Genomic DNA, 19992 nt, shown 5'->3' with positions numbered 1-19992 from the left:
TGTCTTACAGACGTAAGACAGTGGGGGAACTTTACCGCTCCGAGGAGCCGTTCATGCGAATCTTTCTGGCCGTGCTCGCGGCCATGGGCCTGGTGGTCACGCCGGCCGCACCGGCCACGGCCGATCACTCGCGGTCGTCGCCGGACGCCGCGGGCGCGTTGCTGGCCGCGTTCGACGACCACGCGCTCGTCGCCAAGTCCAGCCCGGACGTCGGGAGCTTCCTGCTCGACCTGGTCCGCGACCCACGTTTGCCCGGCAAGGTGAACGACATCGCCGTGGAGTGCGGGAACTCGCTGTACCAAACGGTTCTCGACGCCTACATCGCCGGCGCCGACGTCCCGATCGCCGACGTCCGGCCGGTGTGGCGCAACACCACCCAGCCCAGCTGCGGGTTCTCGACGTTCTACGAACAACTGTTCCCGCTGGTCCGGCAGGTCAACACGACACTGCCGGCGAGCCGCCGGATCCGGGTGCTGGCCTGCGATCCACCGGTCGACTGGAGCAGGATCCACCACCCGGCGGACTTCACGCCGTTCGAGGAGCGCGACCCGGCGATCGTGTCCGTACTGAAGACGCAGGTGCTGCAGAAACACCGGAAAGCGTTGCTGCTGTTCGGACTCGGGCACCTGACGCACAACACGGGCAGCGCGGTCGGCCGCCTGGAGCAGGAGTACCCGGGCAGCGCGTTCGTCGTCGCGGACCACCGCGGCTTCCTGAAGGACAACGCGCGGCTCGAACCACGCCTGGGCTCGTGGCCGTCGCTAACCACGCTGAAGAACTCGTGGCTGGGACAGCTGGACGCGTCGTACTTCCCGTTGGACCGCGACTTCCCGCCGGGCACGAAGGGCTTTCCCGGCGTCGACGCCTACCTGTACGAAGGCCCGGCCGGCACGCTGCTGCGCGAACCGATCTCGGCCCGGACGGTGCTGGACACGGACTTCCTGACCGAGATGCGCCGCCGGGCGACCGCGCTGGAGGCACCGCCGGGCGCGCTCGAATGGCCGGAGTTCTTCCTGCAACGGGAGCGCGACTCGGGCGTGCTGCTGGGCGATTAGGTGTCTGCCCGGGTGCGAGCGCTCCGGGGCCGGCACCGAGCCGTCGCGATCGAACGGCAGGCCGGTACAGCGCCACTAGGCGGCGAGGGTTGCCTGGACGGTCGCCGAGCGACCAGGTCTCGCGACCCGCGAGGTTGCGGACCAGGCGGCTCGCCTTCCGTCTACCGCGGCGAAACCGGCGGGTTAGGTCGCCGCGGCTAGTCCGGGCGCCGGGAGAGCGTGACGCTAGTGCCCACGCGACCAGGACTCCAGGGCGATCAGCGTCTTGGTGCCGGTGATCTGGTGGTGGCGGCGGATCTCGTCGATCGTCTTCTGGAGGTGAGCCATGTCACGGACACGCAGCCACACGAGGGCGTCCGGGTCGCCCGCGATCGTGAACACCGCCTGGGCCTCCGGCATCCGCGTGGTCGTGCGGAGGATCTCGGCGACCTTCGTGTTGCCGACGAACCGCAGCTCGGTGAACGCCTCGATGCCCCAGCCCAGCTTCGCGTGGTCGACCTGGACGGTGAAGCCCGTGATCACGCCTGTCTCGCGGAGGCGGTCGATCCGCCGCTTGACCGCCGCCGTCGACAAAGTGACCCGGCCGGCGATGTCCGACAGCGTGCGCCGGGCGTCCTCGCGCAGCAGGCCGAGGATCTCGTGGTCGGTGGCGTCGAGTAGCTCTTCGGTCATGCGGGCGAGCGTAACTCCGCGCAAAAAACCGGGCCAATCGTCGATCATGACCGCCGAAGTTTGCGTGAGAGGCGATGATCCCGCGTCGGCTGTTGCGTCCGGGGCCGATACCGTGTGCCGTGGCCCGCATCGCACTGTGCGCCCGAGCACAGCCGCGCGAGGGCGAAGGGAGCCGCGCCGTGGAGTCGTTCACGCTGGAGGACCGCTACCTGCGGGAGGCGGGAACCGTGCACCTCACCGGGGTGCAGGCCCTGGTGCGGCTGCTGTTCGACCGCGTCCGCCACGACCGCGCCCACGGTGGCGACCCCGCGGTGTTCGTCTCCGGTTACGAAGGCTCGCCGCTGGCCGGGTACGACCTCGAGCTGGGCCGCCGCGCGACGCTGCTGGAGAAGCACGCCGTCGTGCACCGGCCCGGGCTCAACGAAGAGCTGGCCGCGACGTCGGTGATGGGCAGCCAGCTCGTCGCGGGCGCCGGCGGGCAGCGCGGCGTCACCGGGTACTGGTACGGCAAGGCACCGGGTCTCGACCGGGCGTCCGATGCCCTGCGCCACGCCAACCTGGCCGGCACCGACCCCCGCGGCGGCGCGGTCGCGCTGGTCGGCGACGACCCGAACGCCAAGTCCTCGACGATCCCCTGCGCGTCCGAGCTCACGCTGGCCGACCTGGCCATCCCGATCCTGTACCCGGCCGACTCGCAGGACGTCCTCGACTTCGGGATGCACGCGGTCGAGCTGTCCCGGGCCAGCGGGCTGTGGTCGTCGCTGAAGGTCGTCACGAACGTCGCCGACGCGTCCGGCACCGCCCAGGTCGGTCCACAGTGGACGGCGCCGGACCTGGGACCCACGGCGTACCGGCACGCGCCGACGTCGAAACTGCTCGGCGCGAGCCTCGCCGCGCTGGAACGCAGCCTCTTCACCGTGCGGCTGCCGCTGGCGATGGAGTACCTGCGCCTGAGCGGTCTCAACCGGATCACCACGCGCGGTCCGGCCGACCGGATCGGCATCGTCTCGGCCGGGAAGTCCTACCTGGACGTCCAGCAGGCCCTGCGCATCCTCGGCCTGGACGAGGAAGCCTTGCACCGGCACGGCATCCGCGTCCTCAAGCTGGGCGCGATCCACCCGCTGGAGCCGTCGATCGTCCGCGAGTTCGCCGACGGGCTCGACGAGATCGTCGTCGTCGAGGAGAAGCGGTCGTTCATCGAGGCCGCGCTCAAGGAAGTCCTCTACGGCACGTCCGGTACGCCCGCCGTGCACGGCAAGAAGGACGCCGACGGCCGCACGTTGTTCACCGAGCTGGGCGAGCTGGACCCGGACGTCGTCGCGACCGGCTTGGCCCGGCGGCTCGCCGCGCACCACGAGATCCCGTCGGTCGAGGCCTGGCGCGGCCGCCGGCGGCGCGAGCGCATCTCCGTGCCGCTGCTGGCGAGGACGCCGTACTTCTGCTCCGGCTGCCCGCACAACTCGTCCACGAAGGTCCCGGAGGGCACGCTCGTCGGCGGCGGCATCGGCTGCCACACGATGGCCCTGTTCATGGAGCCCGACCAGGTCGGCACCGTCCTCGGCGTGACGCAGATGGGCGGCGAAGGCACCCAGTGGATCGGCATGGCGCCCTTCGTCGAGGCCGACCACTTCGTGCAGAACATCGGCGACGGCACGTTCACCCACTCCGGCAGCCTCGCCGTGCGCGCGGCGGTCGCGGCCGGTGTCAACATCACCTACAAGCTGCTCTACAACTCGGCCGTCGCGATGACCGGCGGGCAGGACGCCGTCGGCGCGCTGCCGGTGGAGAAGGTCGCCGAGCTGCTGCTCGTCGAGGGCGCGAAGCAGGTCGTGATCACCAGTGACGCGCCCGGGGCCCTGCGTCGCCGCAAGCTGCCCGCCGGTGTCGAGGTCCGCGACCGCACCGAAATCCTGCGCACACAAGAGGAACTGGCCGCCGTCCGCGGTGTCACCGTGCTGATCCACGAGCAGGAGTGCGCGGCCGAGAAGCGGCGGAAACGCCGGCGGGGCAAGCAGGAGACGCCCGCGACCCGCGTGGTGATCAACGAGCGCGTCTGCGAAGGCTGCGGCGACTGCGGCACCAAGTCGAACTGCCTGTCGGTACAGCCGGTGGCCACCGAGTTCGGCCGCAAGACCACGATCCACCAGTCGTCGTGCAACGTCGACTACTCCTGCCTGGCCGGGGACTGCCCGTCGTTCGTCACCGTCGTGCCGACCGGCCGCAAGCAGCACCGCAAGCTGGGCGAGCTGACCGCCGACGCCGTCCCCGCGCCCGCCTCGCCGGGGTCGCCGGACTTCACCGTGCGGATCACCGGCATCGGCGGCACCGGCGTCGTGACCGTGACGCAGATCCTCGCGACGGCCGCGGTGCTCGACGGCCGGCACGTCCGCACGCTGGACCAGACCGGGCTGGCGCAGAAGGGCGGCGCCGTGGTGTCCGACCTGAAGGTGACGGCCGAGCCGGTCGCCCAGGCCGCGAAGCTCGCGACCGCGGAGTGCGACCTCTACCTGGCGTGCGACGCGCTCGTCGGCGCGGACGCGACGAACCTGGGCGTGGCCGATCCGGGCCGGACGACGGCGGTCGTGTCGACCACCGAGGTGCCGACCGGCCGGATGGTCGTCGACACGACGGTGGCGTTCCCCAGCCCCGGCAGCGTCCTCGCCCCGCTGGAAGCCGCGGCGGCGCGCACCGTGTCGCTCGACGCGCGCGGTCTGGCCGAGACGTTGTTCGACGACGACCAGTTCGCGAACGTCCTGCAGCTCGGCGCGGCTTTCCAGACCGGCGTGATCGGGCTGCCCGCCGCGGCGCTCGAGCGCGCGATCGAGCTGAACGGCACCGCGGTGGCCGCGAACCTGCAGGCCTTCCGCCGTGGCCGGCAGCTCGTCGCCGACCCGGACGCGCTGGCCGCCGCGGTCGCCCCCGCGCCCGCCGCGACGCCGAAACCCGCCGCGCCGGCCGTGCGTTCACTGGTGCACGCCGAGCCCGGGTCGGAACTGGCCCGGCTGCTCGACATCCGGATCCCCGACCTGGTCGCCTACCAGGACGCGGCGTACGCCCGGACGTACGCGGAGTACGTCGAGCAGGTGCGGGTCCTGGAAGACGGGCCGACGGCGGTCACCGAGGCCGTGGCGAAGCACCTGTACAAGCTGATGGCCTACAAGGACGAGTACGAGGTCGCGCGGCTCTCGCTCGACCCGGCGTTCACGGCGGACCTCGAAGCCCAGTTCGGCGCGGGCACGCGGTACGCGTTCCGGCTGCACCCGCCGGTCCTGCGCGCGCTCGGCATGAAGCGCAAGATCAGCCTCGGCCCGTGGTTCCGCCCGGCGTTCCGGCTGCTGCACGCGCTGCGGCGGCTGCGCGGGACGAAGTTCGACCCGTTCGGCCGCGCCGAGGTCCGCCGGGTCGAGCGCGAGCTGGTCGAGGAGTACCGCGGCGTCGTGCTGCGCGCGTTCCGGGCCGAGGACGTCGACCTCGCGCAGGTCCTGGCGCTGGCCGAGCTACCGGACCTGGTGCGCGGCTACGAGGACGTCAAGCTGGCGAATGTGGTGCGGTACCGGGAGAAGCAGGCCGAGGTGCTGGCGCTCACGCACGCAGGTAGCTGAGCATCGCCTGGGCCTCGTCGGGGACGCGCAGCTTCGTGCTGACGTCTCCGGCGTGGCGGCGCGCGGCGTCCGTGCCGATGCCGAGCAGGCGGCCGATCGCCGGGACCGAATGGCCTTCGGCGAGCAGCGCGACGACCTCGCGTTCGCGCGCCGTGAGCGTGGTGACCGGGTCGCCGGGGCGGCGCCGGTCCAGTTGCAGGGCGACGACGTCGCGGTCCAGCACCGTCCCGCCGGCCGCCACCCGGCGGAGGGCGTCCAGGAACTCGTCGGCCTTCCCGACGCGCTCCTTGAGCAGGTAACCCGCCCCGCCGCCGCCCGCGGCGAGCAGGTCGCCCGCGTAGCCGTCCTCGACGAACGCCGACAGCGCGAGGATCGCCAGCCCCGGCGCCCGGCGACGCGCCTCCAACGCGGCGCGCAGGCCTTCGTCGGTGAAGGTGGGCGGCAGCCGGACATCGACGACGGCCAGGTCGGGTGCCACGTCCCCCACGGCGGTGAGCAGGTCGTCGGGGTGGTCGACGGCCGCGGCGACGACGAACCCGGCGCTGCGCAACAGCAGCACGAGCCCTTCCCGCAGCAGTGCGTCGTCCTCGGCGATCACGATCCGCACGACGGCCGGCCTCCTCACGTCGATGCCCCCTACCGGAAAGCACGGACACGACGGCCGGAACGTTCAGGAAATGCCCGTGGTCCGGAACCGGGACCGGTAGTCGCTCGGCGTCACGCCCAGGCCACGCGCGAAGGCCCGCCGCAACGTCTCCACCGAGCCGAAGCCCGACCGGCGGGCCACCACCTCCAGCGGGTCCACGGTGCTCTCCAGCTGCTGCTGGGCGAACTCCAGGCGGATCTGCTCGACGAACCGGGCCGGTGTCCGTCCCAGCTCCTCGCGGAACAGCCGGGTCAGGTGCCGGACGCTGACGCCCGCGTGGGCCGCCATGTCGCCGAGCGTGTGCGGGGCCGACGGGTCCGCCGCGACGGCGTCCAGCAGGCCCCGCAGCACCTCGTTGCGCGGGCGGCCCGTCTCCAGCCGGACGCTGAACTGCGACTGCCCGCCCGGCCGCTGCAGGAACACCACGAGGTGCTTGGCCACCAGCCGGGCGATCTCCGGGCCGAGGTCCTCCTCGACCAGCGCCAGCGTCAGGTCGATGCCCGAGGTGACGCCGGCCGAGGTGATCACCGGGCCGTCCTTGACGAAGATCGCGTCCGCGTCGACGCGGACCAGCGGGAAGCGGCGGGCCAGCTGGCCGGTCAGGTCCCAGTGCGTCGTCGCGCGCCTGCCGTCCAGGACGCCCGCCGCGGCCAGCGCGAACGCGCCCGCGCACACCGACGCCGTCCGGCTCGCGCCGTCGGCGAGCCGGCGGATCTGGGCCACCAGCTCGGTGTCGGCGATCGTGCGGACCCACTCGGGGCCGCCGGGCACCAGCACCGTCGCCCCGCGCGGGTCGGCCGCCGCCAGGTCGAGGTCGGCACCGAGGCGCGTGCCGGTGTTGGCGCGGACATCGGCGCCGCCGGGCGACGCCGTCCGCAGCTCGTACCGCCCGCCGTGCTCGTTGGCCTCGGCGAACACCTCCAGCGGACCGGAGACGTCGAGGAGGCGGACGCCGTCGTAGAGCACGACGAGGACGGGACGGGCTTTCACCGGTCCAGTATCACCAGTTCCGCCGCCGACCGTCCCGGCGGGAACGCCGGTGCTCAGCCCTCGCCGGACCAGCCGCTCAATCGGCTGAGCAGCCGTTCGAGGACCTGCGGGTCCGCCGTCACCGGGTCACCGGAGACCGGCTCGTCGACCAGCGTCCGGCGATCGCCCCGGCGCGGCAGGCGCACCTGCTTCGCGGTCATCCCGCCGGGCAGCGGCAGCTCGCACCAGGTGGTGCGGCCGCCGCCGGGTGCCGGGTCGACGCCGACGCGCTCGCCGGGTGCGGCCTGGGGTGGCGGCAGGTGGGGCAGGGTGTCGTCCACCTCCACCAGCAGGACCTCGGCGGTCAGCCGCAGCCGCAGGGTGACGAAGGCGGGTGCCTTGGGGTCGCCGGCGTCGATGACCGCCTCGACCAGGCGTCTCGCCGTGGCCGTGACCTGCTCCAACATCGGCTTCAAGGACCAGTCGCTGAGAATCAGGCGGACGAACAGCTCGCTGACCGGCAGCGCGCTGGGCTGCGCGACCAGCCGGAGGTCGTCCATCTGGGAGGTGTGCGCGCTCAAACCTGACCTTCCTCGGCCCGGGTGCCACTGTTCGAGTCACGCATCATGCCACCCGTCCGGGAACCACCCGTAAGGAGGACGTCACTCGACGCCGAGCATGACCTCCGTGGACTTCACGAGCACGGTCACCGGCTTGCCCGGCGCCAGCTCCAGCTCCTCGGTGGCGTCCTTCGTGATGGACGCGACGACCTGCTGGCCGCCGTCGAGCTCGACGGTCACGACGGACATCACGGCGCCGGGCTTGATGGCCGAAACGGTGCCGGTGAGCTGGTTGCGGGTGGAGAGACGCATGGCCGTCCTAACGGGTTACAGGGCTGGTGAACGGCGTCAGGCTACGGCCTTTCCGCAGGTCACGCCGCCGGAAGCGGCCCGGCACGATCGAGTGGTGCGGCAGCGGGGCGGGCCGGATCACCGCAGCTGCGTCACGGCGGGACGCGCTGGGGAGCACCCGCGAATCCGGTGTGACTTGCTACCGTCGGCCCATGGGTGACGTGGTCGAGGACGAAGCGCTGCGGGCCGAGCGGCTGCTGGACGCGCAGGCGAAGGCGGTCGAGCTGTTCGCCGCGGTCGAGGAGCGCGGGATCCTCGCGCCGGGCGTCCGCGAAACCGACGCGAGCGACGCGATCCGCGACCTGGCCGGGGACCTGCTCGGCATCCGCCGCTACTGGCACAAGCGGATCGTCCGCGCCGGCGTCAACACGCTGCGGCCCTACCGCGAGAACCCGCCGGATCGCGTGCTCGGCGAGGACGACATCGCCTTCGCCGACTTCGGCCCGATCTTCGAGGACTGGGAAGCCGACTTCGGCCGCACGTTCGTGCTGGGCGACGACCCGGTCAAGCACGCGCTGCGTGACGCGCTGCCGAAGGTGTTCGACGCCGGGCGGGCGTACTTCGACGCGCTGCCGGACATCACCGGCGAGCAGCTGTACGCGCACATGGTCCAGCTGGCGCACGAAGCGGGCTGGGAGTTCGGCGGCGAGATCGCCGGGCACCTCGTCGGCCAGTTCCCGCACGAGACGATCGACGGCGCCAGGATCGCGTCCTACATCGCGCCCGGCAGCGACCAGCCGATGCGCCGGCCGGACCGCGGCGGCCAGGCGTCGCACTGGATCCTGGAGGTCCACCTCGTCGACCGCGACCGCGAGATCGGCGGCTTCTTCGAGCAGCTCCTCGACCTGGGGCCCGCCGCCGCGCAGTCCTGAAACGAGTCCTCCTCACCGGCCCCCGACGCCGGTGAGGAGGACCGGTCACGTCAGACGCGCGCGGTCGCCCACAGCTCGTCGATGGTGCGCTCGGCCGTCGCGAGGCTGGCGTCGGCCAGCGGGATGAGCTCCGCCATCGCCGGCTTCACGTACGACAGCGTCAGCTCGGCGGTGATGAACCGCGGCTCCAGGCCGGTCGGCGCGAGGCCGTGCGGCAGCCACGCCTCGGCGTGGTCCCAGCCCGCGCGGGGCGTGCCCGCGCCGTAACCGCCGCCGCGGCTGGCCAGCACGATGAACTCCCGGCCGCCGAGCAGGCCGGCCATCGTCACGGCGTCGGTCGAGAGCCCGGGGGCGATGAGGTGGTCGACCCACGCCTTGACGCTGCTCGGCGGGCCGAAGTTGTACAGCGGCAGGCCCAGCAGCACGGTGTCGGCCACCTGCACCTCGCCGACGATCTCCCGCGTCAGCGCCCACGCCGCCGCCTGCGCGGGCGTGTGGTGCTCCGGCGGCACCCGGCCGGCCGTCCCGCCCGCCGCGTCGATGTGCGGCACCGGGTTTTCCCCCAGGTCGCGGTAGGTCACCGTGCCGTCGGGGTGGGCGGCCCGCCACGCGGCCGCGGCCCGCGCGCTGAGCCTGCGGCTCACCGAAGCCTCGCCGGTGATGCTCGAGTCGATGTGCAGGAGATGCGCCATGTCGTTCGCCGTCCATAGATCGTTGGTGTTAGACAAATCATTAATAGCACACCGATCATCGGGCCGGCCATATACTGGGCAGATGACTTCGCTGCCGGTCGTCAACCAGCCGCCCCACCGCTGCGGCGCGCTGCTCGACCACCTCGCGCGCCGGCTGCGGCTGCGCAGCGAGTCGGTGCTGGCCCCGCTCGGGCTGCGCCCGCGGCACCTGATCGCCCTGACGGTGCTGCGCGACCAAGGCGGCAGCTCGCAGCAGGACCTGGCGAAGATCCTCGAGATGGACGGCACGAACGTCGTCGGGCTGCTCAACGACCTCGAGACGGAGAACCTGATCGAGCGCCGCCGCTCCCCCGTCGACCGCCGCCGGCACATCGTCGAGCTGACCGACGTCGGCGCGAAACTGTTGGCCCGCGCGGAGTTCGCGCTCGCCGCGGTCGAGGACGAGGTGTTCAGCGGCCTCGACGAAGAGCAGCGCGAGACGCTCTACACGCTGCTGCAGCAGGTCACGAACACGACGAACATGGAAGCCTGCACGGAAGCCGCGACCCGCCCCTGCTAATCGCCCGCGATGTCGCGGGCCAGCTGCCGCGCCTCGGGCAGGGTGAACTCCCCGGAGATCTGCGTTTCGCCGCCGGTGATGGCGGACTGGACGGCCGGCGCGGTGAGCACGCGGCTCCGCAGCACCATCGCGACCTGCTTGCCGACGTTCCCGCCGGTCCACTCCGCCCAGGTCCGGGTGCCGGCCGCGGTGAACCGGAGGCCGATGACCGGGTGACCCGACTGCGGGTCGAGGCGGGCGGCCACCCAGCCGACGTCGGCGCCGCTCAGGAACGCCGGGCCGAGCACGTACTTCGTGCCCTTCGCGCGGTCGCAGCTGACCAGCGGCCGCGCCGGGTCGTCCCGGCCGGCCAACGGGTCCGGGCTGCCCGGGGCGCAGTCGAGTGCGGCCGCGGCGGCCTGTTGCGCGGCGGGGTCGGCACTCTGCCGGTCCGGCGCCGAGCCCGTCGGTGCGGGCGTCGGTGACGGCGGCAGCTCGGTCAGGACCGGCCGGAAGTGCAGCAGCGTGCCGTCCTTGACGATGAAGCCGTCGCCCGAGGGCGCCGCGCTTCCGGACACCTGGGCCGAGCACCCGGCGACGGTGACGAGGACGGCCAGCGCCGCGAGGGAGATCCGCACGGGAGTCATTGTGGCGTCCCGGCCCCGGATCAGAAACTTACCACTGGTAACTCCTTGACTTTACCAATGGTAAGACGCACTCTACTGAGGCTAATTCGTCTAGACCAATCTGTCCGCTCTTCGAGGTACCTCCCCGAGAGGAGAGACACCACCATGTCCCCCCGGAAACCGGCCAAGGCCGCCGCCGCGCTCGCCGCCGCGACGGCCACAGCGGCCGCGCTCGTGCTCGCCCACGGCGCGGATGCCAGCCCGGCCGCCGCCCCAGCCACAGCCGCGGCCGCCTGCGGCGTCCTGTTCGACGACTTCCACTACGCCTCCCCCACCGACTCCGCGTTCGGCGCGGCCGGCTGGACCACCCGCAACGACGTCGGCAGCCCGGGCGTGCCCGGCGCGCGCTGGCTGACGAGCAACATCAGTTTCCCCACGGTGAACGGGGAAAAGGTGGCGCAGCTCAACGCGTCCACCGACGGCAGCGCGAACGGCACGACCCACGCCGAGATGTACCAGAACCAGCTGCGGTTCCTGGACGGCACCTACGCCAGCCGCGTGAAGTTCACCGACGCGCCGACCAGCGGCACGGACGGCGACCACGTCAACGAAACGTACTTCACGATCTCGCCGCTGCGGTACGACCGCGACCCGCTCTACAGCGAGCTCGACTTCTCCGAGTACCTGCCCAACGGCGGCTGGGGCGGCTCGACCGCGAACTACCAGACGTCCTGGTACACCTACTGGAACAGCCCGTCCTGGGACGGCCTGCGCACCTCCACCGCGCAGAACCGCAGCTTCGACGGCTGGCACGACATCGTCACGCAGGTCTCCGGCGGGCACGTGAAGTACTACCTCGACGGCGTCCTCACCGCGGACCACACCACCGACGCCCAGGGCGATCCGGTCTACCCGCGCACGCCGATGTCGATCAACTACAACATGTGGTTCATCGACACGGCCGGCCACACGAGCGGCACCAGCACCTACTCCGAGCAGGTGGACTGGACCTACTACGCGGGCAACCAGGTCGTCACGCCCGCCGCCGCGGTCGCGCAGGCTTCGACCTACCGCGGCGCGGGCACCGCGCACGTCGACACGGTCGGCTCCGGCAACTGCACCACGCCGACCAGCCCGCCGCCGACGACCACCCCGACGACACCCACCACACCGACGACCCCGACCACGCCGACCCAGCCCGCGAACTGCTCCAGCGCGGCGGAGTGGGACTGGGGCACCGTCTACCTCGGCGGGCAGCGGGTCAAGCACAACAGCCACCTCTGGCAGGCGAACTGGTGGACGCAGGGCTCCGAGCCCGGCCTCACCGCGCAGTGGGCCGACCTCGGCCACTGCTGAGCCGGGCCGGGCCGCTGCGTGGCTTCCCACCCGCTGCGTCCGGCCCGGTCTACCCCGCCGCAAGCACCGCTTCGAGCCCGGACGCCTGGGTCCGCCAGTCGGTCGCGTTCGGCGTGGCCCCGCTCCAGCGCTCGCCGATCCGGTCGAGCGAGTCTCGATCGCTCGCCCACAGCGTGTCGGCCTGCTTCTGCGCGAAGGCCCGGTAGGTCGCCGAGCCCGTGGCCTTCGCCAGGTCGCCGAAGTAGCGCATGAAGATGCCCTTGAACTGCTTTTGGTTGTCGTCACAGGAGTTCGCGGCGTCGCAGGACTCGACGAGCACGCCGCCCGAGGTGAGCCGGGACATCGCCGCGTCCGCCAGCCTCTTCGCGGCGTCCAAATAGGACGTGACGCCGGTGGCGCGCCAGAGTTCGACCAGCCCGCCGATGCCGAGACCCTGGTTGTACGTCCAGACGGTCTGGCCGTTGTTCGCGCACGAGGACGTCAGGCCGTCGTTCACCAAGCCGGAAGCGTTGATCAGGCCGCTGTTCAGGTACCAGTCGCCCGCGGTCCGGGCGCGCTGGCCCCACACGGTGTCGCCGGCGAGCCGCGTGTGCAGGGACGCGGTCAGCCGCAGGTACAACCCGCTCGTGACGGCGTTCTTGTACGTCCGCTCGCGGTTCCACCACACCCCGCCACCGCAGCTTCCGGTGTCCCAGAACCCGTTGACGTAGTTGGCGATCGTCGTCGCTTCGGTCAGGTAACGCGCGTCGTGCGTGCGGTCGTAGACAGCGATCCAGGCCAGGCCCCACCACGCGCTGTCGTCGATCGCGCGGCTGACGAAGTCGCCCTCGATCGGGTCGGAACTCCTTCCACCGGCGGGGAAAGCGGCCTTGTTGACGTCGAAGGTGCGCGCCATGGCGGCGTCGAAGCCGCCCGCGTCCGCGACGGCCGTCACCGCGACCGCCGAGTTCCACCAGCTCGACGGCCACCACGCGGTGTAGGGCTCGTAGGACCACATCAGCGCGTCCACCGCGCCGGCGGCCCGGGTCGTCGCCGGGCGCGCCCAGGCCGTGCAGCTGCCCGAGGCGTGCGTCGCTTCCCGGCCGCACGCGCGCACGGCACCGCCGTACAGCCGGCCGCGCGGGTCCCGCGTGGCGAACGCCGTGGTGCGGGTACCGGTCGCGCCCGCGGCGACGCTGACGCGGCCCAGCGACGAGCCGTCCGGCCAGCTCGCGCCCGCGTCCCAGGACCGGTCGAGCCAGACCTCGTCGCCGGCGCCGCCCGCGTCGATGCCGGCCCACGCCATGCCGCGGCCGTCGAAGTGGAGCCGGATCGTGCGGCCGAACAGAGTCGTCGGCGCGACCGGCTGGGCGTCCCCGGCGCCCGGGGCGGCCCGGTCGCACGCGGCGTCGCAGACGTCCGGGTAGATCCACGCGGTGCAGGCGACGCCCTGCGCGTCCCCGCAGGCCCGGACAAGGCCACGGCGGTGGTGCGCCGGGTCGGTGAGGTTGTACATCAGCGTGCGGGTGCCGGTCCACCCGCCGGGGACGCTCGCCTTGCCCAGCAGGCCTTCCCAGCTCACGCCGCCGTCCCAGGAGCGGTCGAGCCAGACGGCGTCGTTGGCGACGCCGTTGTCGATGCTCGCCCAGGCCATGCCGTCGGGGTCGGACGCGTGCAGCCGCACGACGCGGCCGTTGATCACCTTGTCGGACAAGGGAAAGCTCTCTCGCGCGGCTCGCGATGGATCGAGCGTGTCGCAGGAGGTCACGCACACCGCCGTCGCCGCCGCGGCGGGCCGCGATGACAGGGGTGACAGGGAACCGAGGACGAGCAGGAGCACGAGCAATGTCCGCATCGACATCCCTCTCCACGCGCCGGAGTTCTTTCCAGGATAGGAAATCCGGCGCCCGGTCAGAAGGGTTCAGACAACTTCTGGCTCGTTCCGGACAATCTCCGACGGGGAGCCGAACAGCCGCGGCATGACCGCGAGCATCAGCGCGGACCAGACCACGTGCGTCAGCACCGGCGCCTGGACGCCGTCGCCGCGGTGGCGCTGCCACGCGAACAGCGACCCCATCACCGCGGACGCCAGCACGAGCGCGGGGTTGCGGGTCGCGCACGTGGACAGCACGTAGATCGCGGTCGAGCGGCGCGCGCCCGCGGCGTCGTAGAGCGCGCCGCGGAAGAAGACCTCTTCGGCCGCGCCGGTCAGGAGCGTCGTCGCCACCACCGACGTCGTCGAACCGCGGTGGGCGTAGTCGAGCACGCCGGCGATCGCGCGGCGCAGCGGCGGGATGTGCCGCGACACCAGCGCGCAGCCGTAGAACACGCCGAACGCGCCCGCGCCGGCCAGCACCGGTTGCACGACGTCGCGGCGGCCCCGGCGCACCGGCCCGGCCGCACGCGCGCCCGCCAGCCAGGTCGTGGCGACGCCCGCGGTGAGGCCGTAGAAGCGGAGTGACCCGGGCGGGCTGGACAGGGACGCGCCGAGCAGTCCGGTCCCGGCGGCGGTCACGGCGGTCAGGAACCGTCGTTTCATCCGGCCCGCCGGCTCTTCGCGCGCTCGCCGAGGGCCTGGAGCACGGCGTCGTCGTAGCCCATCGGCTCGAACTCGACGATCTTGCGGATGCTGTCGTCGCGGACGACGACCTCGTTGGTCATCGAGTCGATCAGCGAGCGCCCGGTCTGCACGTCGATGTCGGTGACCAGGGAGAGCCAGTACGACGAGAGCCGCGGCGAGAGCAGCGGGACGGGCACGATCACCAGCGGCCGTCCTTCGATCGCCGCGACGCGCTGCAGCATTTCCCGGTAGGCCAGGACGTCCGGGCCGCCGATGTCGAACGCGCGGCCCGCGGCGTCGGCGTGGTCGAGCACGCCGACGAGGTAGCGGACGACGTCGTCGATCGCGATCGGCTGGGTGCGGGTGCCGACCCAGCGCGGGGTGATCATCGCCGGCAGGTGCTCGACGAGCTGGCGGGTCAGCTCCCACGACGTGCCGCCGTGCCCGATCACGATCCCGGCGCGCAGCACGGTGACCGGCACGCCGGTCTCGCCCAGCAGCTCTTCGACCTCGCGGCGGCTGGCGAGGTGCTCCGAGAGCGTGCCGTCGTCGTCCCCGAGCCCGCCGAGGTAGACGATCCGGCCGATCCCGGCGTCCGCCGCGGCCCGGGCGAAGGCGCGCGCCGCCTCGGAGTCGCGGCGCTTGAAGTCCGAGCTGTCGAGCGAGTGGACCAGGTAGTACGCGGCGTCGGCGCCCTTGAGCGCGTCGCGCAGGGAACCGACGTCGGCGACGTCGCCGCGGACGGGTTCGCCGGTGCCGCGGTAGTCCTCGGGTCTGCGGGTCATCGCGAGCACGGTGTGCCCGGCTTCGTCGAGTGCCGGGCACAACCGGCTGCCGACGAACCCCGACGCTCCCGCTACCAGCACTCGCATGCCGGTGACGCTAGTCGCGACGGCGCCGGCCCGCAGGTCGCGCGGTGCCCGCGAAGCAGACGGCGCCGAGCACGGCCGCGCAGCCGACCAGCTGGAGCACACCGGGCGACTCGCCGAGCAGCCCGATGCTCAGCAGCACCGCGCCGACCGGCTGGAGCAGCATGAGCGTCGCCCCGGAGGTGGCCGACATCCGCGGCAGCGCGGCCGAGATCAGCAGCCAGCCGGTGAGCTGGCCGACGAGCGCGAGCGCGATCAGCCACCCGAACGAGGGCCAGCCCGGCGCGAAGTCGAGCGTGCCGGACGGGAGCCCGAGCACCAAGGCGACGGCGCAGGCGGAGAGCGTCGCCAGGAGAAGCGAGTGCGACTGCGTCCCCCTGGCGCCGCTGAGCCGGATCAGGAACAGGTAGGCGGCGTACCCGGCGCCGGCGATCAGCGCCGCGACGGCGCCGGTGACCGGGTCGGGGCCGAACGCGCCGGTCCCGGCGAAGCCGCCGGCCAGCACGACCCCGCCGAGCAGGACCGGCGCGGCCACCAGGAACCGCTTCGACGGCCGTTCGGCGAGGAACGCGAACGCCAGCACGGGCACGATCACGACCTGCACCGCGAGCAGGACCGTCGCGATGCCGGCGCCGACGCGCGGGATCGCCTCGCCCCAGAGCACGAAGTCCAGGCCGAGCCCGGCCCCGGCCAGCAGCGGGAAGAGCACCCGGCGGCGGGTCTCGGGGCCCGCCTTGCGCCGCTCCCACCAGGCCAGCGCGAACAGCACCGGCAGCGAGAGCAGGCACCGCCAGAACGCGCTGGTGGCGCCGCTGGTGTGCGAGACCTTGATGAAGACCGACGACAGCGCGATGCAGAAGCTGCCGAGCGCCGCGAGCAGGCGGGGGTCGACGCGCTGGGTGAAGGTCGTCTTGACGGGGCGGGGCGCGGTCGTGGTCACCCCTCCAGCGTGGGCGTCTCGACTGTCAAGAACAAGCGAATGTTTCTGCGCGGAATCCGGTAGCATCACTACCGTGTTCGGACTCGAGCGGATGCGGGCGCTGCACGCCCTCGCCACCCAGGGCTCGGTCGCCGCGGCGGCCGCCTCCCTGCACGTCACGCCGTCGGGTGTCTCCCAGCAGCTGGCGAAGCTGGAACGGGAGGCCGGGCAGCCGCTGCTGGAGTCCCGCGGCCGCGGCGTCCGGCTGACGAAGGCGGGCCAGGTGCTGGCCGGGCACGCCGAGCGGATCCTCGCGCAGGTCGCCGAGGCGAAAACCGACCTGGAGCTGCTGCGCGAGGACGTCATCGGGCCGCTGCGGGTCGGCGCGATCCCGACGACCGTGCACGCGCTGCTGCCGCCCGCGCTGGCGACGCTGGCCGTGCAGCACCCGCGGCTGGAGGTGACGCTGCACGAGGGCGAGGCCGAGCAGACGATGCCCCGCGTCCTGGCCGGCGACCTCGACGTCGCGGTGCTGGAGAGCTGGGCGGACCGCCCGACGGTCCTCCCGCCGGAGACGACGAGGATCGCGTTGTTCTCCGACGTCGCGGACCTCGCCCTGCCGGCCGGTCACCGCCTGGCGCACCGCAAGGCCGTGGATCTGTCCGAAGTGGACGACCTGCCGTGGATCGGCTGGAGCGCCGGCTCCGGCTGCCACGACTGGCTGGTCCAGGTCCTGCGCAAGCAGGGGCTGGACCCGCGGATCAGCTGCACGGTGGGCAGCTACCCGACCCAGCTGGCCCTGGTGGCGGGCAACCTCGGCGCGGCCCTGGTCCCCCGCCTGGCCCGCGAGCGGCTCCCGGAAGGCGTCCGCATCCTGACGACCCGCCCGGCCCTGACCCGCACGATCTACGCGATCTGCCGAGCGGGCGAGGAGGACCACGGCGCGGTCCGGGCCTGCCTGGACGCGTTGGGCGAGGCCTCGGCCCGCTTCACCACCGCCCTCCGCCCGGTCGGCTGACGCTCAAGGCGCCCTGCCCTGTCGAAACAGTGCCGCCGCGGCGAGCGACCTCATGCACATGTCGAACCTCGCACTGCCTGGCGAACCGGAAACGATCACGGTCGACCCCTCCCGATGGGCTGCCCGGCTCCCGGCCGGTGCTTGGCCTGACGAGTTCGCCCTCAGCGGGCAGGTGTGGCGCGCCGACGTGTTCGCCCTCGCCCGGCGCTGGCGATCGGGGGAGGTGACGAGCGTGCAGTTCGCGGCCGGCGTGCTGGCTTGGGGCTACGGGATTCGCGGCTATGGCCCGCATCGAACGAACAAGATCCTTCGCCACGAGCAGGCCGCCGATCACCTCGACACCGCCCTGGCCGGCCTGCGCGCCGAACTCGTCCCTCTCGCGACCTTGCTCGACTGCTACGAGCAGTTGCGGACCACGGCGAAACTCAAGGGCCTCGGCCCGGCGTTCTTCACCAAGATCCTCTACTTCGCGGGCTATCGCCGCGGCCACGGCGGTCCCCAGCCGCTGATCCTCGACAGTGTCGTGGCGGCACGGCTGCCGCCCGAGGCGGGTGCCGCCCGGCGGTTCAGTTATGGGTGGTCGACCGGCACCTGGCGGGACTACCTGCTCTGGGCCGCCGAGCAAGCCGGCCGTACCGAGTACGGCGGCGAACCGGACCGCGTCGAGATGGCGTTGTTCACCGGGTGCTGGCGCCCGCTCGGCTGACGGTCAAGGCGTTGCCGGTTCCGCCGTCCAGCTGGCCAGCAGCCTCAGCGTCGCCTCCGAAGGGGAGCCCGGCTCCACCGTGTGGACTCCCAGCACCTGGTCCTGGTCGCCCGTCGGGGCCAACGCTTCGTAGCCCAGGATCAGGTCCCCCACCACCGGGTGCCGGTAGTGCTTCGTGCCGTGGGTGCGCTGGTAGACGTCGTGGTCCGCCCACCAGACGCGGAAATCCTGGTCTCGCACCGACAGCTCGCCGATCAGCTCGGCCAGGGCCGGGTCGTGGGGGTTGCGGCCCGCGTACAGGTGCAGCGTCGCCACCACGCTGCGCGCCGACGACTCCCAATCCGCGTACAGCTCGCGGGCCAGCGGGTCGAGGAAGACGAACCGCGCCATGTTGCGCTCGCGCGGCGGCAGCGCGTCGAAGTCGCGGTAGAGCGCCTTCGCCAGGCGGTTGGCGGCCAGCACGTCCAGGCGCCGGCCGGTGACCATCGCCGGGACGTCGGTCAGGGTCTCCAGGATCCGCAGCAGCCCGGGGCGGACGCGCTGGGGTGCCGGGGTCCGCGGCCGGCGGCGGCTCGGCTTGGCCAGCGCGACCAGGTGCCGCCGCTCGGTTTCGTCCAGCTGCAGGGCTCGCGCGATCGCGTCGAGCACCGACTCCGAGACGTTCAGGTTCCGGCCGCGTTCGAGCCGGACGTAGTAGTCGACGCTCACCCCGGCCAGCCGCGCGACCTCCTCCCGCCGCAGCCCGGGCACGCGCCGCACACCGGGTTCCGGCGGGAGCCCGGCGTCGGCGGGCGTCACCCGGGCCCGGCGGGCGCGCAGGAAGTCCCGCAGTTCCGGGTTGTCCTCGCTCATCCCGCCAGCCTAGATCGGGCGCCGCGCGCGTGCGGGGGTCTGCTGGACCCCCGGTCGAGCCATGCCCCTCTCGCGACGTCGAACGGCCGGAGCCGGCGGTTAGCTGGAAGCAGAACCAGCTCCCGAGAAGGAAGACCCGAGATGGAACGCGAAATCCTGGGCGGCACGGGCATCTCCGTCAGCCGCTTCGCCTTCGGCGCGATGATGCTGGGCGCGATGGGCAACACCGACCGCGCCGAATCGGTGCGGATGATCCACGCGGCGCTCGACGCCGGAATCAACTTCGTCGACACCGCCGACGTCTACTCCCACGGCGAGTCGGAGGTGATCGTCGGCGAGGCGCTCAAGGGCCGCCGTGACGACGTCGTGCTCGCGACGAAGTTCTCGATGCCGATGGGTCCCGACGCCAACCAGGCCGGTGCCTCGCCGCGGTGGATCAAGCGGGCCGTCGAAGCCAGCCTGACGCGGCTCGGCACCGACCACATCGACCTCTACCAGCAGCACCGCCCCGACCACCTGACCGACATCGACGAGACGCTGGGCGCGCTGTCCGATCTCGTCCGCGCGGGCAAGGTGCGCGTGATCGGGTCCTCGACGTTCCCGGCCGAGCTGATGGTCGAGGCGCAGTGGGCCGCGCGGCGCGGCGGGCACCACCGGTTCCGCACCGAGCAGCCGCGGTACTCGATGCTCACCCGGATCATCGAGAACGACGTCCTGCCGACGGCCCAGCGCCACGGCATGGGCGTCCTGACCTACGGGCCGCTGTCCAGCGGCTGGCTGACCGACCGCGACCTGGCACGCAGCCACCGCGCCGGGATGGCTCCCGAGGTGTTCGACCCGGCCGTCCCGGAGAACCGCGCGCGGGCCGAAACCGTCGAGCGGCTCCGGAAGCTCGCCGGCGACGCGGGCCTGCCGCTGGCGCACCTCGCGGTGCGGTTCGTGCTGAGCCACCCGGCCGTGACGTCGGTGCTGATCGGCCCGCGCACACCGGAGCAGCTCGACGACCTGCTGGCCGCCCAAGGCCCGCTGCCCGGTGACGTGCTCGACCGGATCGACGAGATCGTCCCGCCCGGCACCGAGGTCAACCGGCACGACAACTACCAGGCGGCGGCGCCGGCGATCGAGAACCCGAGGCTTCGACGCCGCTGAG

The 19992-nt window shown here is 72.6% G+C and carries 20 protein-coding genes; 8 read left to right on the top strand and 12 right to left on the bottom strand.

Features of this window, described 5'->3' with window-relative positions; translation table 11 throughout:
* Window positions 1-53: 53 nt before the first annotated feature.
* Complete coding sequence (locus OG570_RS28355; RefSeq protein WP_326952215.1) at window positions 54-1055, top strand: hypothetical protein; 1002 nt, start codon at window positions 54-56, stop codon at window positions 1053-1055.
* A gap of 225 nt (window positions 1056-1280) precedes the next feature.
* On the opposite strand, the gene OG570_RS28350 is transcribed toward OG570_RS28355, so the two are convergent.
* A complete protein-coding gene (locus tag OG570_RS28350) occupies window positions 1281-1727 on the bottom strand; it encodes an Lrp/AsnC family transcriptional regulator (RefSeq protein ID WP_247053617.1) in 447 nt (148 codons plus the stop codon).
* Between the two features lie 179 nt (window positions 1728-1906).
* On the opposite strand from OG570_RS28350, the gene OG570_RS28345 reads away from it, so the two are divergent.
* Entirely contained in the window at window positions 1907-5329 is a 3423-nt protein-coding gene (locus tag OG570_RS28345) for an indolepyruvate ferredoxin oxidoreductase family protein (RefSeq protein ID WP_442788193.1), read from the top strand.
* Here the strand turns inward: OG570_RS28345 and OG570_RS28340 are convergent.
* The 4 genes from OG570_RS28340 to OG570_RS28325 all read right to left on the bottom strand — a co-directional run bounded on the left by OG570_RS28340 (window position 5310) and on the right by OG570_RS28325 (window position 7816).
* Complete coding sequence (locus OG570_RS28340) at window positions 5310-5936, bottom strand: helix-turn-helix transcriptional regulator (protein ID WP_326951009.1); 627 nt, start codon at window positions 5934-5936, stop codon at window positions 5310-5312. The two genes, OG570_RS28345 and OG570_RS28340, sit on opposite strands and share 20 nt — an antisense overlap.
* Before the next feature lie 63 nt (window positions 5937-5999).
* Complete coding sequence (locus OG570_RS28335) at window positions 6000-6965, bottom strand: GlxA family transcriptional regulator (RefSeq protein ID WP_326952213.1); 966 nt, start codon at window positions 6963-6965, stop codon at window positions 6000-6002.
* Between the two features lie 53 nt (window positions 6966-7018).
* A complete protein-coding gene (locus OG570_RS28330) occupies window positions 7019-7525 on the bottom strand; it encodes an ATP-binding protein (protein ID WP_326951011.1) in 507 nt (168 codons plus the stop codon).
* Window positions 7526-7606: 81 nt separating this feature from the next.
* Window positions 7607-7816 carry a TOBE domain-containing protein gene (locus OG570_RS28325; protein ID WP_326951012.1) on the bottom strand — a complete coding sequence of 70 codons (210 nt, stop codon included), beginning with the start codon at window positions 7814-7816 and terminating at the stop codon, window positions 7607-7609.
* Between the two features lie 191 nt (window positions 7817-8007).
* Here OG570_RS28325 and OG570_RS28320 point away from each other — a divergent pair, with 191 nt between their 5' ends.
* Entirely contained in the window at window positions 8008-8727 is a 720-nt protein-coding gene (locus OG570_RS28320; RefSeq protein ID WP_326952212.1) for a M24 family metallopeptidase, read from the top strand.
* A 50-nt stretch (window positions 8728-8777) separates the two neighbouring features.
* On the opposite strand, the gene OG570_RS28315 is transcribed toward OG570_RS28320, so the two are convergent.
* On the bottom strand, window positions 8778-9419 hold the full coding sequence (locus OG570_RS28315; protein ID WP_326952211.1) for an FMN-dependent NADH-azoreductase: 642 nt from the start codon (window positions 9417-9419) through the stop codon (window positions 8778-8780).
* 82 nt (window positions 9420-9501) lie between these two features.
* On the opposite strand from OG570_RS28315, the gene OG570_RS28310 reads away from it, so the two are divergent.
* A complete protein-coding gene (locus tag OG570_RS28310) occupies window positions 9502-9978 on the top strand; it encodes a MarR family winged helix-turn-helix transcriptional regulator (RefSeq protein WP_326951015.1) in 477 nt (158 codons plus the stop codon).
* On the opposite strand, the gene OG570_RS28305 is transcribed toward OG570_RS28310, so the two are convergent.
* On the bottom strand, window positions 9975-10604 hold the full coding sequence (locus tag OG570_RS28305; RefSeq protein WP_442788192.1) for a SecDF P1 head subdomain-containing protein: 630 nt from the start codon (window positions 10602-10604) through the stop codon (window positions 9975-9977). The two genes, OG570_RS28310 and OG570_RS28305, sit on opposite strands and share 4 nt — an antisense overlap.
* Before the next feature lie 144 nt (window positions 10605-10748).
* Here OG570_RS28305 and OG570_RS28300 point away from each other — a divergent pair, with 144 nt between their 5' ends.
* On the top strand, window positions 10749-11939 hold the full coding sequence (locus OG570_RS28300; RefSeq protein WP_326952208.1) for a carbohydrate-binding protein: 1191 nt from the start codon (window positions 10749-10751) through the stop codon (window positions 11937-11939).
* A 49-nt stretch (window positions 11940-11988) separates the two neighbouring features.
* On the opposite strand, the gene OG570_RS28295 is transcribed toward OG570_RS28300, so the two are convergent.
* The 4 genes from OG570_RS28295 to OG570_RS28280 all read right to left on the bottom strand — a co-directional run bounded on the left by OG570_RS28295 (window position 11989) and on the right by OG570_RS28280 (window position 16287).
* Window positions 11989-13773, bottom strand: coding sequence for a glycoside hydrolase family 76 protein (locus OG570_RS28295; protein WP_326952207.1), 1785 nt, complete (start codon window positions 13771-13773; stop codon window positions 11989-11991).
* A 66-nt stretch (window positions 13774-13839) separates the two neighbouring features.
* On the bottom strand, window positions 13840-14457 hold the full coding sequence (locus tag OG570_RS28290; RefSeq protein WP_247053642.1) for a CPBP family intramembrane glutamic endopeptidase: 618 nt from the start codon (window positions 14455-14457) through the stop codon (window positions 13840-13842).
* Window positions 14454-15350: an NAD(P)H-binding protein gene (locus OG570_RS28285; protein ID WP_326952206.1), complete on the bottom strand. Its 897-nt coding sequence runs from the start codon at window positions 15348-15350 to the stop codon at window positions 14454-14456. The genes OG570_RS28290 and OG570_RS28285 overlap by 4 nt, the downstream gene beginning before the upstream one ends.
* 10 nt (window positions 15351-15360) lie before the next feature.
* A complete protein-coding gene (locus OG570_RS28280) occupies window positions 15361-16287 on the bottom strand; it encodes a DMT family transporter (RefSeq protein ID WP_326952205.1) in 927 nt (308 codons plus the stop codon).
* A 73-nt stretch (window positions 16288-16360) separates the two neighbouring features.
* On the opposite strand from OG570_RS28280, the gene OG570_RS28275 reads away from it, so the two are divergent.
* On the top strand, window positions 16361-17284 hold the full coding sequence (locus tag OG570_RS28275; protein WP_326952204.1) for a LysR family transcriptional regulator: 924 nt from the start codon (window positions 16361-16363) through the stop codon (window positions 17282-17284).
* Window positions 17285-17342: 58 nt separating this feature from the next.
* A complete protein-coding gene (locus OG570_RS28270; protein ID WP_326952203.1) occupies window positions 17343-17990 on the top strand; it encodes an 8-oxoguanine DNA glycosylase OGG fold protein in 648 nt (215 codons plus the stop codon).
* Between the two features lie 3 nt (window positions 17991-17993).
* Here the strand turns inward: OG570_RS28270 and OG570_RS28265 are convergent, their stop codons facing one another.
* Window positions 17994-18842: a helix-turn-helix transcriptional regulator gene (locus tag OG570_RS28265; RefSeq protein ID WP_326952202.1), complete on the bottom strand. Its 849-nt coding sequence runs from the start codon at window positions 18840-18842 to the stop codon at window positions 17994-17996.
* A gap of 141 nt (window positions 18843-18983) precedes the next feature.
* Between OG570_RS28265 and OG570_RS28260 the strand changes: the two genes are divergently transcribed.
* Window positions 18984-19991, top strand: coding sequence for an aldo/keto reductase (locus OG570_RS28260; RefSeq protein ID WP_326952201.1), 1008 nt, complete (start codon window positions 18984-18986; stop codon window positions 19989-19991).
* Window position 19992: the final 1 nt, after the last annotated feature.

It is taken from the genome of Amycolatopsis sp. NBC_01286 (assembly GCF_035982555.1).
Classification (GTDB): domain Bacteria; phylum Actinomycetota; class Actinomycetes; order Mycobacteriales; family Pseudonocardiaceae; genus Amycolatopsis.
Note: the sequence above shows the minus strand (reverse complement) of the source record. Positions and strands in the feature narration are given on the sequence as shown.

Coding starts and splice junctions, on each gene's coding strand:
- OG570_RS28355 (WP_326952215.1), top strand. CDS start 54: ATGCGAATCTTTCTGGCCGTGCTCGCGGCCATGGGCCTGGTGGTCACG.
- OG570_RS28350 (WP_247053617.1), bottom strand. CDS start 1,727: ATGACCGAAGAGCTACTCGACGCCACCGACCACGAGATCCTCGGCCTG.
- OG570_RS28325 (WP_326951012.1), bottom strand. CDS start 7,816: ATGCGTCTCTCCACCCGCAACCAGCTCACCGGCACCGTTTCGGCCATC.
- OG570_RS28320 (WP_326952212.1), top strand. CDS start 8,008: ATGGGTGACGTGGTCGAGGACGAAGCGCTGCGGGCCGAGCGGCTGCTG.
- OG570_RS28315 (WP_326952211.1), bottom strand. CDS start 9,419: ATGGCGCATCTCCTGCACATCGACTCGAGCATCACCGGCGAGGCTTCG.
- OG570_RS28310 (WP_326951015.1), top strand. CDS start 9,502: ATGACTTCGCTGCCGGTCGTCAACCAGCCGCCCCACCGCTGCGGCGCG.
- OG570_RS28305 (WP_442788192.1), bottom strand. CDS start 10,604: ATGACTCCCGTGCGGATCTCCCTCGCGGCGCTGGCCGTCCTCGTCACC.
- OG570_RS28300 (WP_326952208.1), top strand. CDS start 10,749: ATGTCCCCCCGGAAACCGGCCAAGGCCGCCGCCGCGCTCGCCGCCGCG.
- OG570_RS28295 (WP_326952207.1), bottom strand. CDS start 13,773: ATGCGGACATTGCTCGTGCTCCTGCTCGTCCTCGGTTCCCTGTCACCC.
- OG570_RS28290 (WP_247053642.1), bottom strand. CDS start 14,457: ATGAAACGACGGTTCCTGACCGCCGTGACCGCCGCCGGGACCGGACTG.
- OG570_RS28285 (WP_326952206.1), bottom strand. CDS start 15,350: ATGCGAGTGCTGGTAGCGGGAGCGTCGGGGTTCGTCGGCAGCCGGTTG.
- OG570_RS28270 (WP_326952203.1), top strand. CDS start 17,343: ATGTCGAACCTCGCACTGCCTGGCGAACCGGAAACGATCACGGTCGAC.
- OG570_RS28265 (WP_326952202.1), bottom strand. CDS start 18,842: ATGAGCGAGGACAACCCGGAACTGCGGGACTTCCTGCGCGCCCGCCGG.
- OG570_RS28260 (WP_326952201.1), top strand. CDS start 18,984: ATGGAACGCGAAATCCTGGGCGGCACGGGCATCTCCGTCAGCCGCTTC.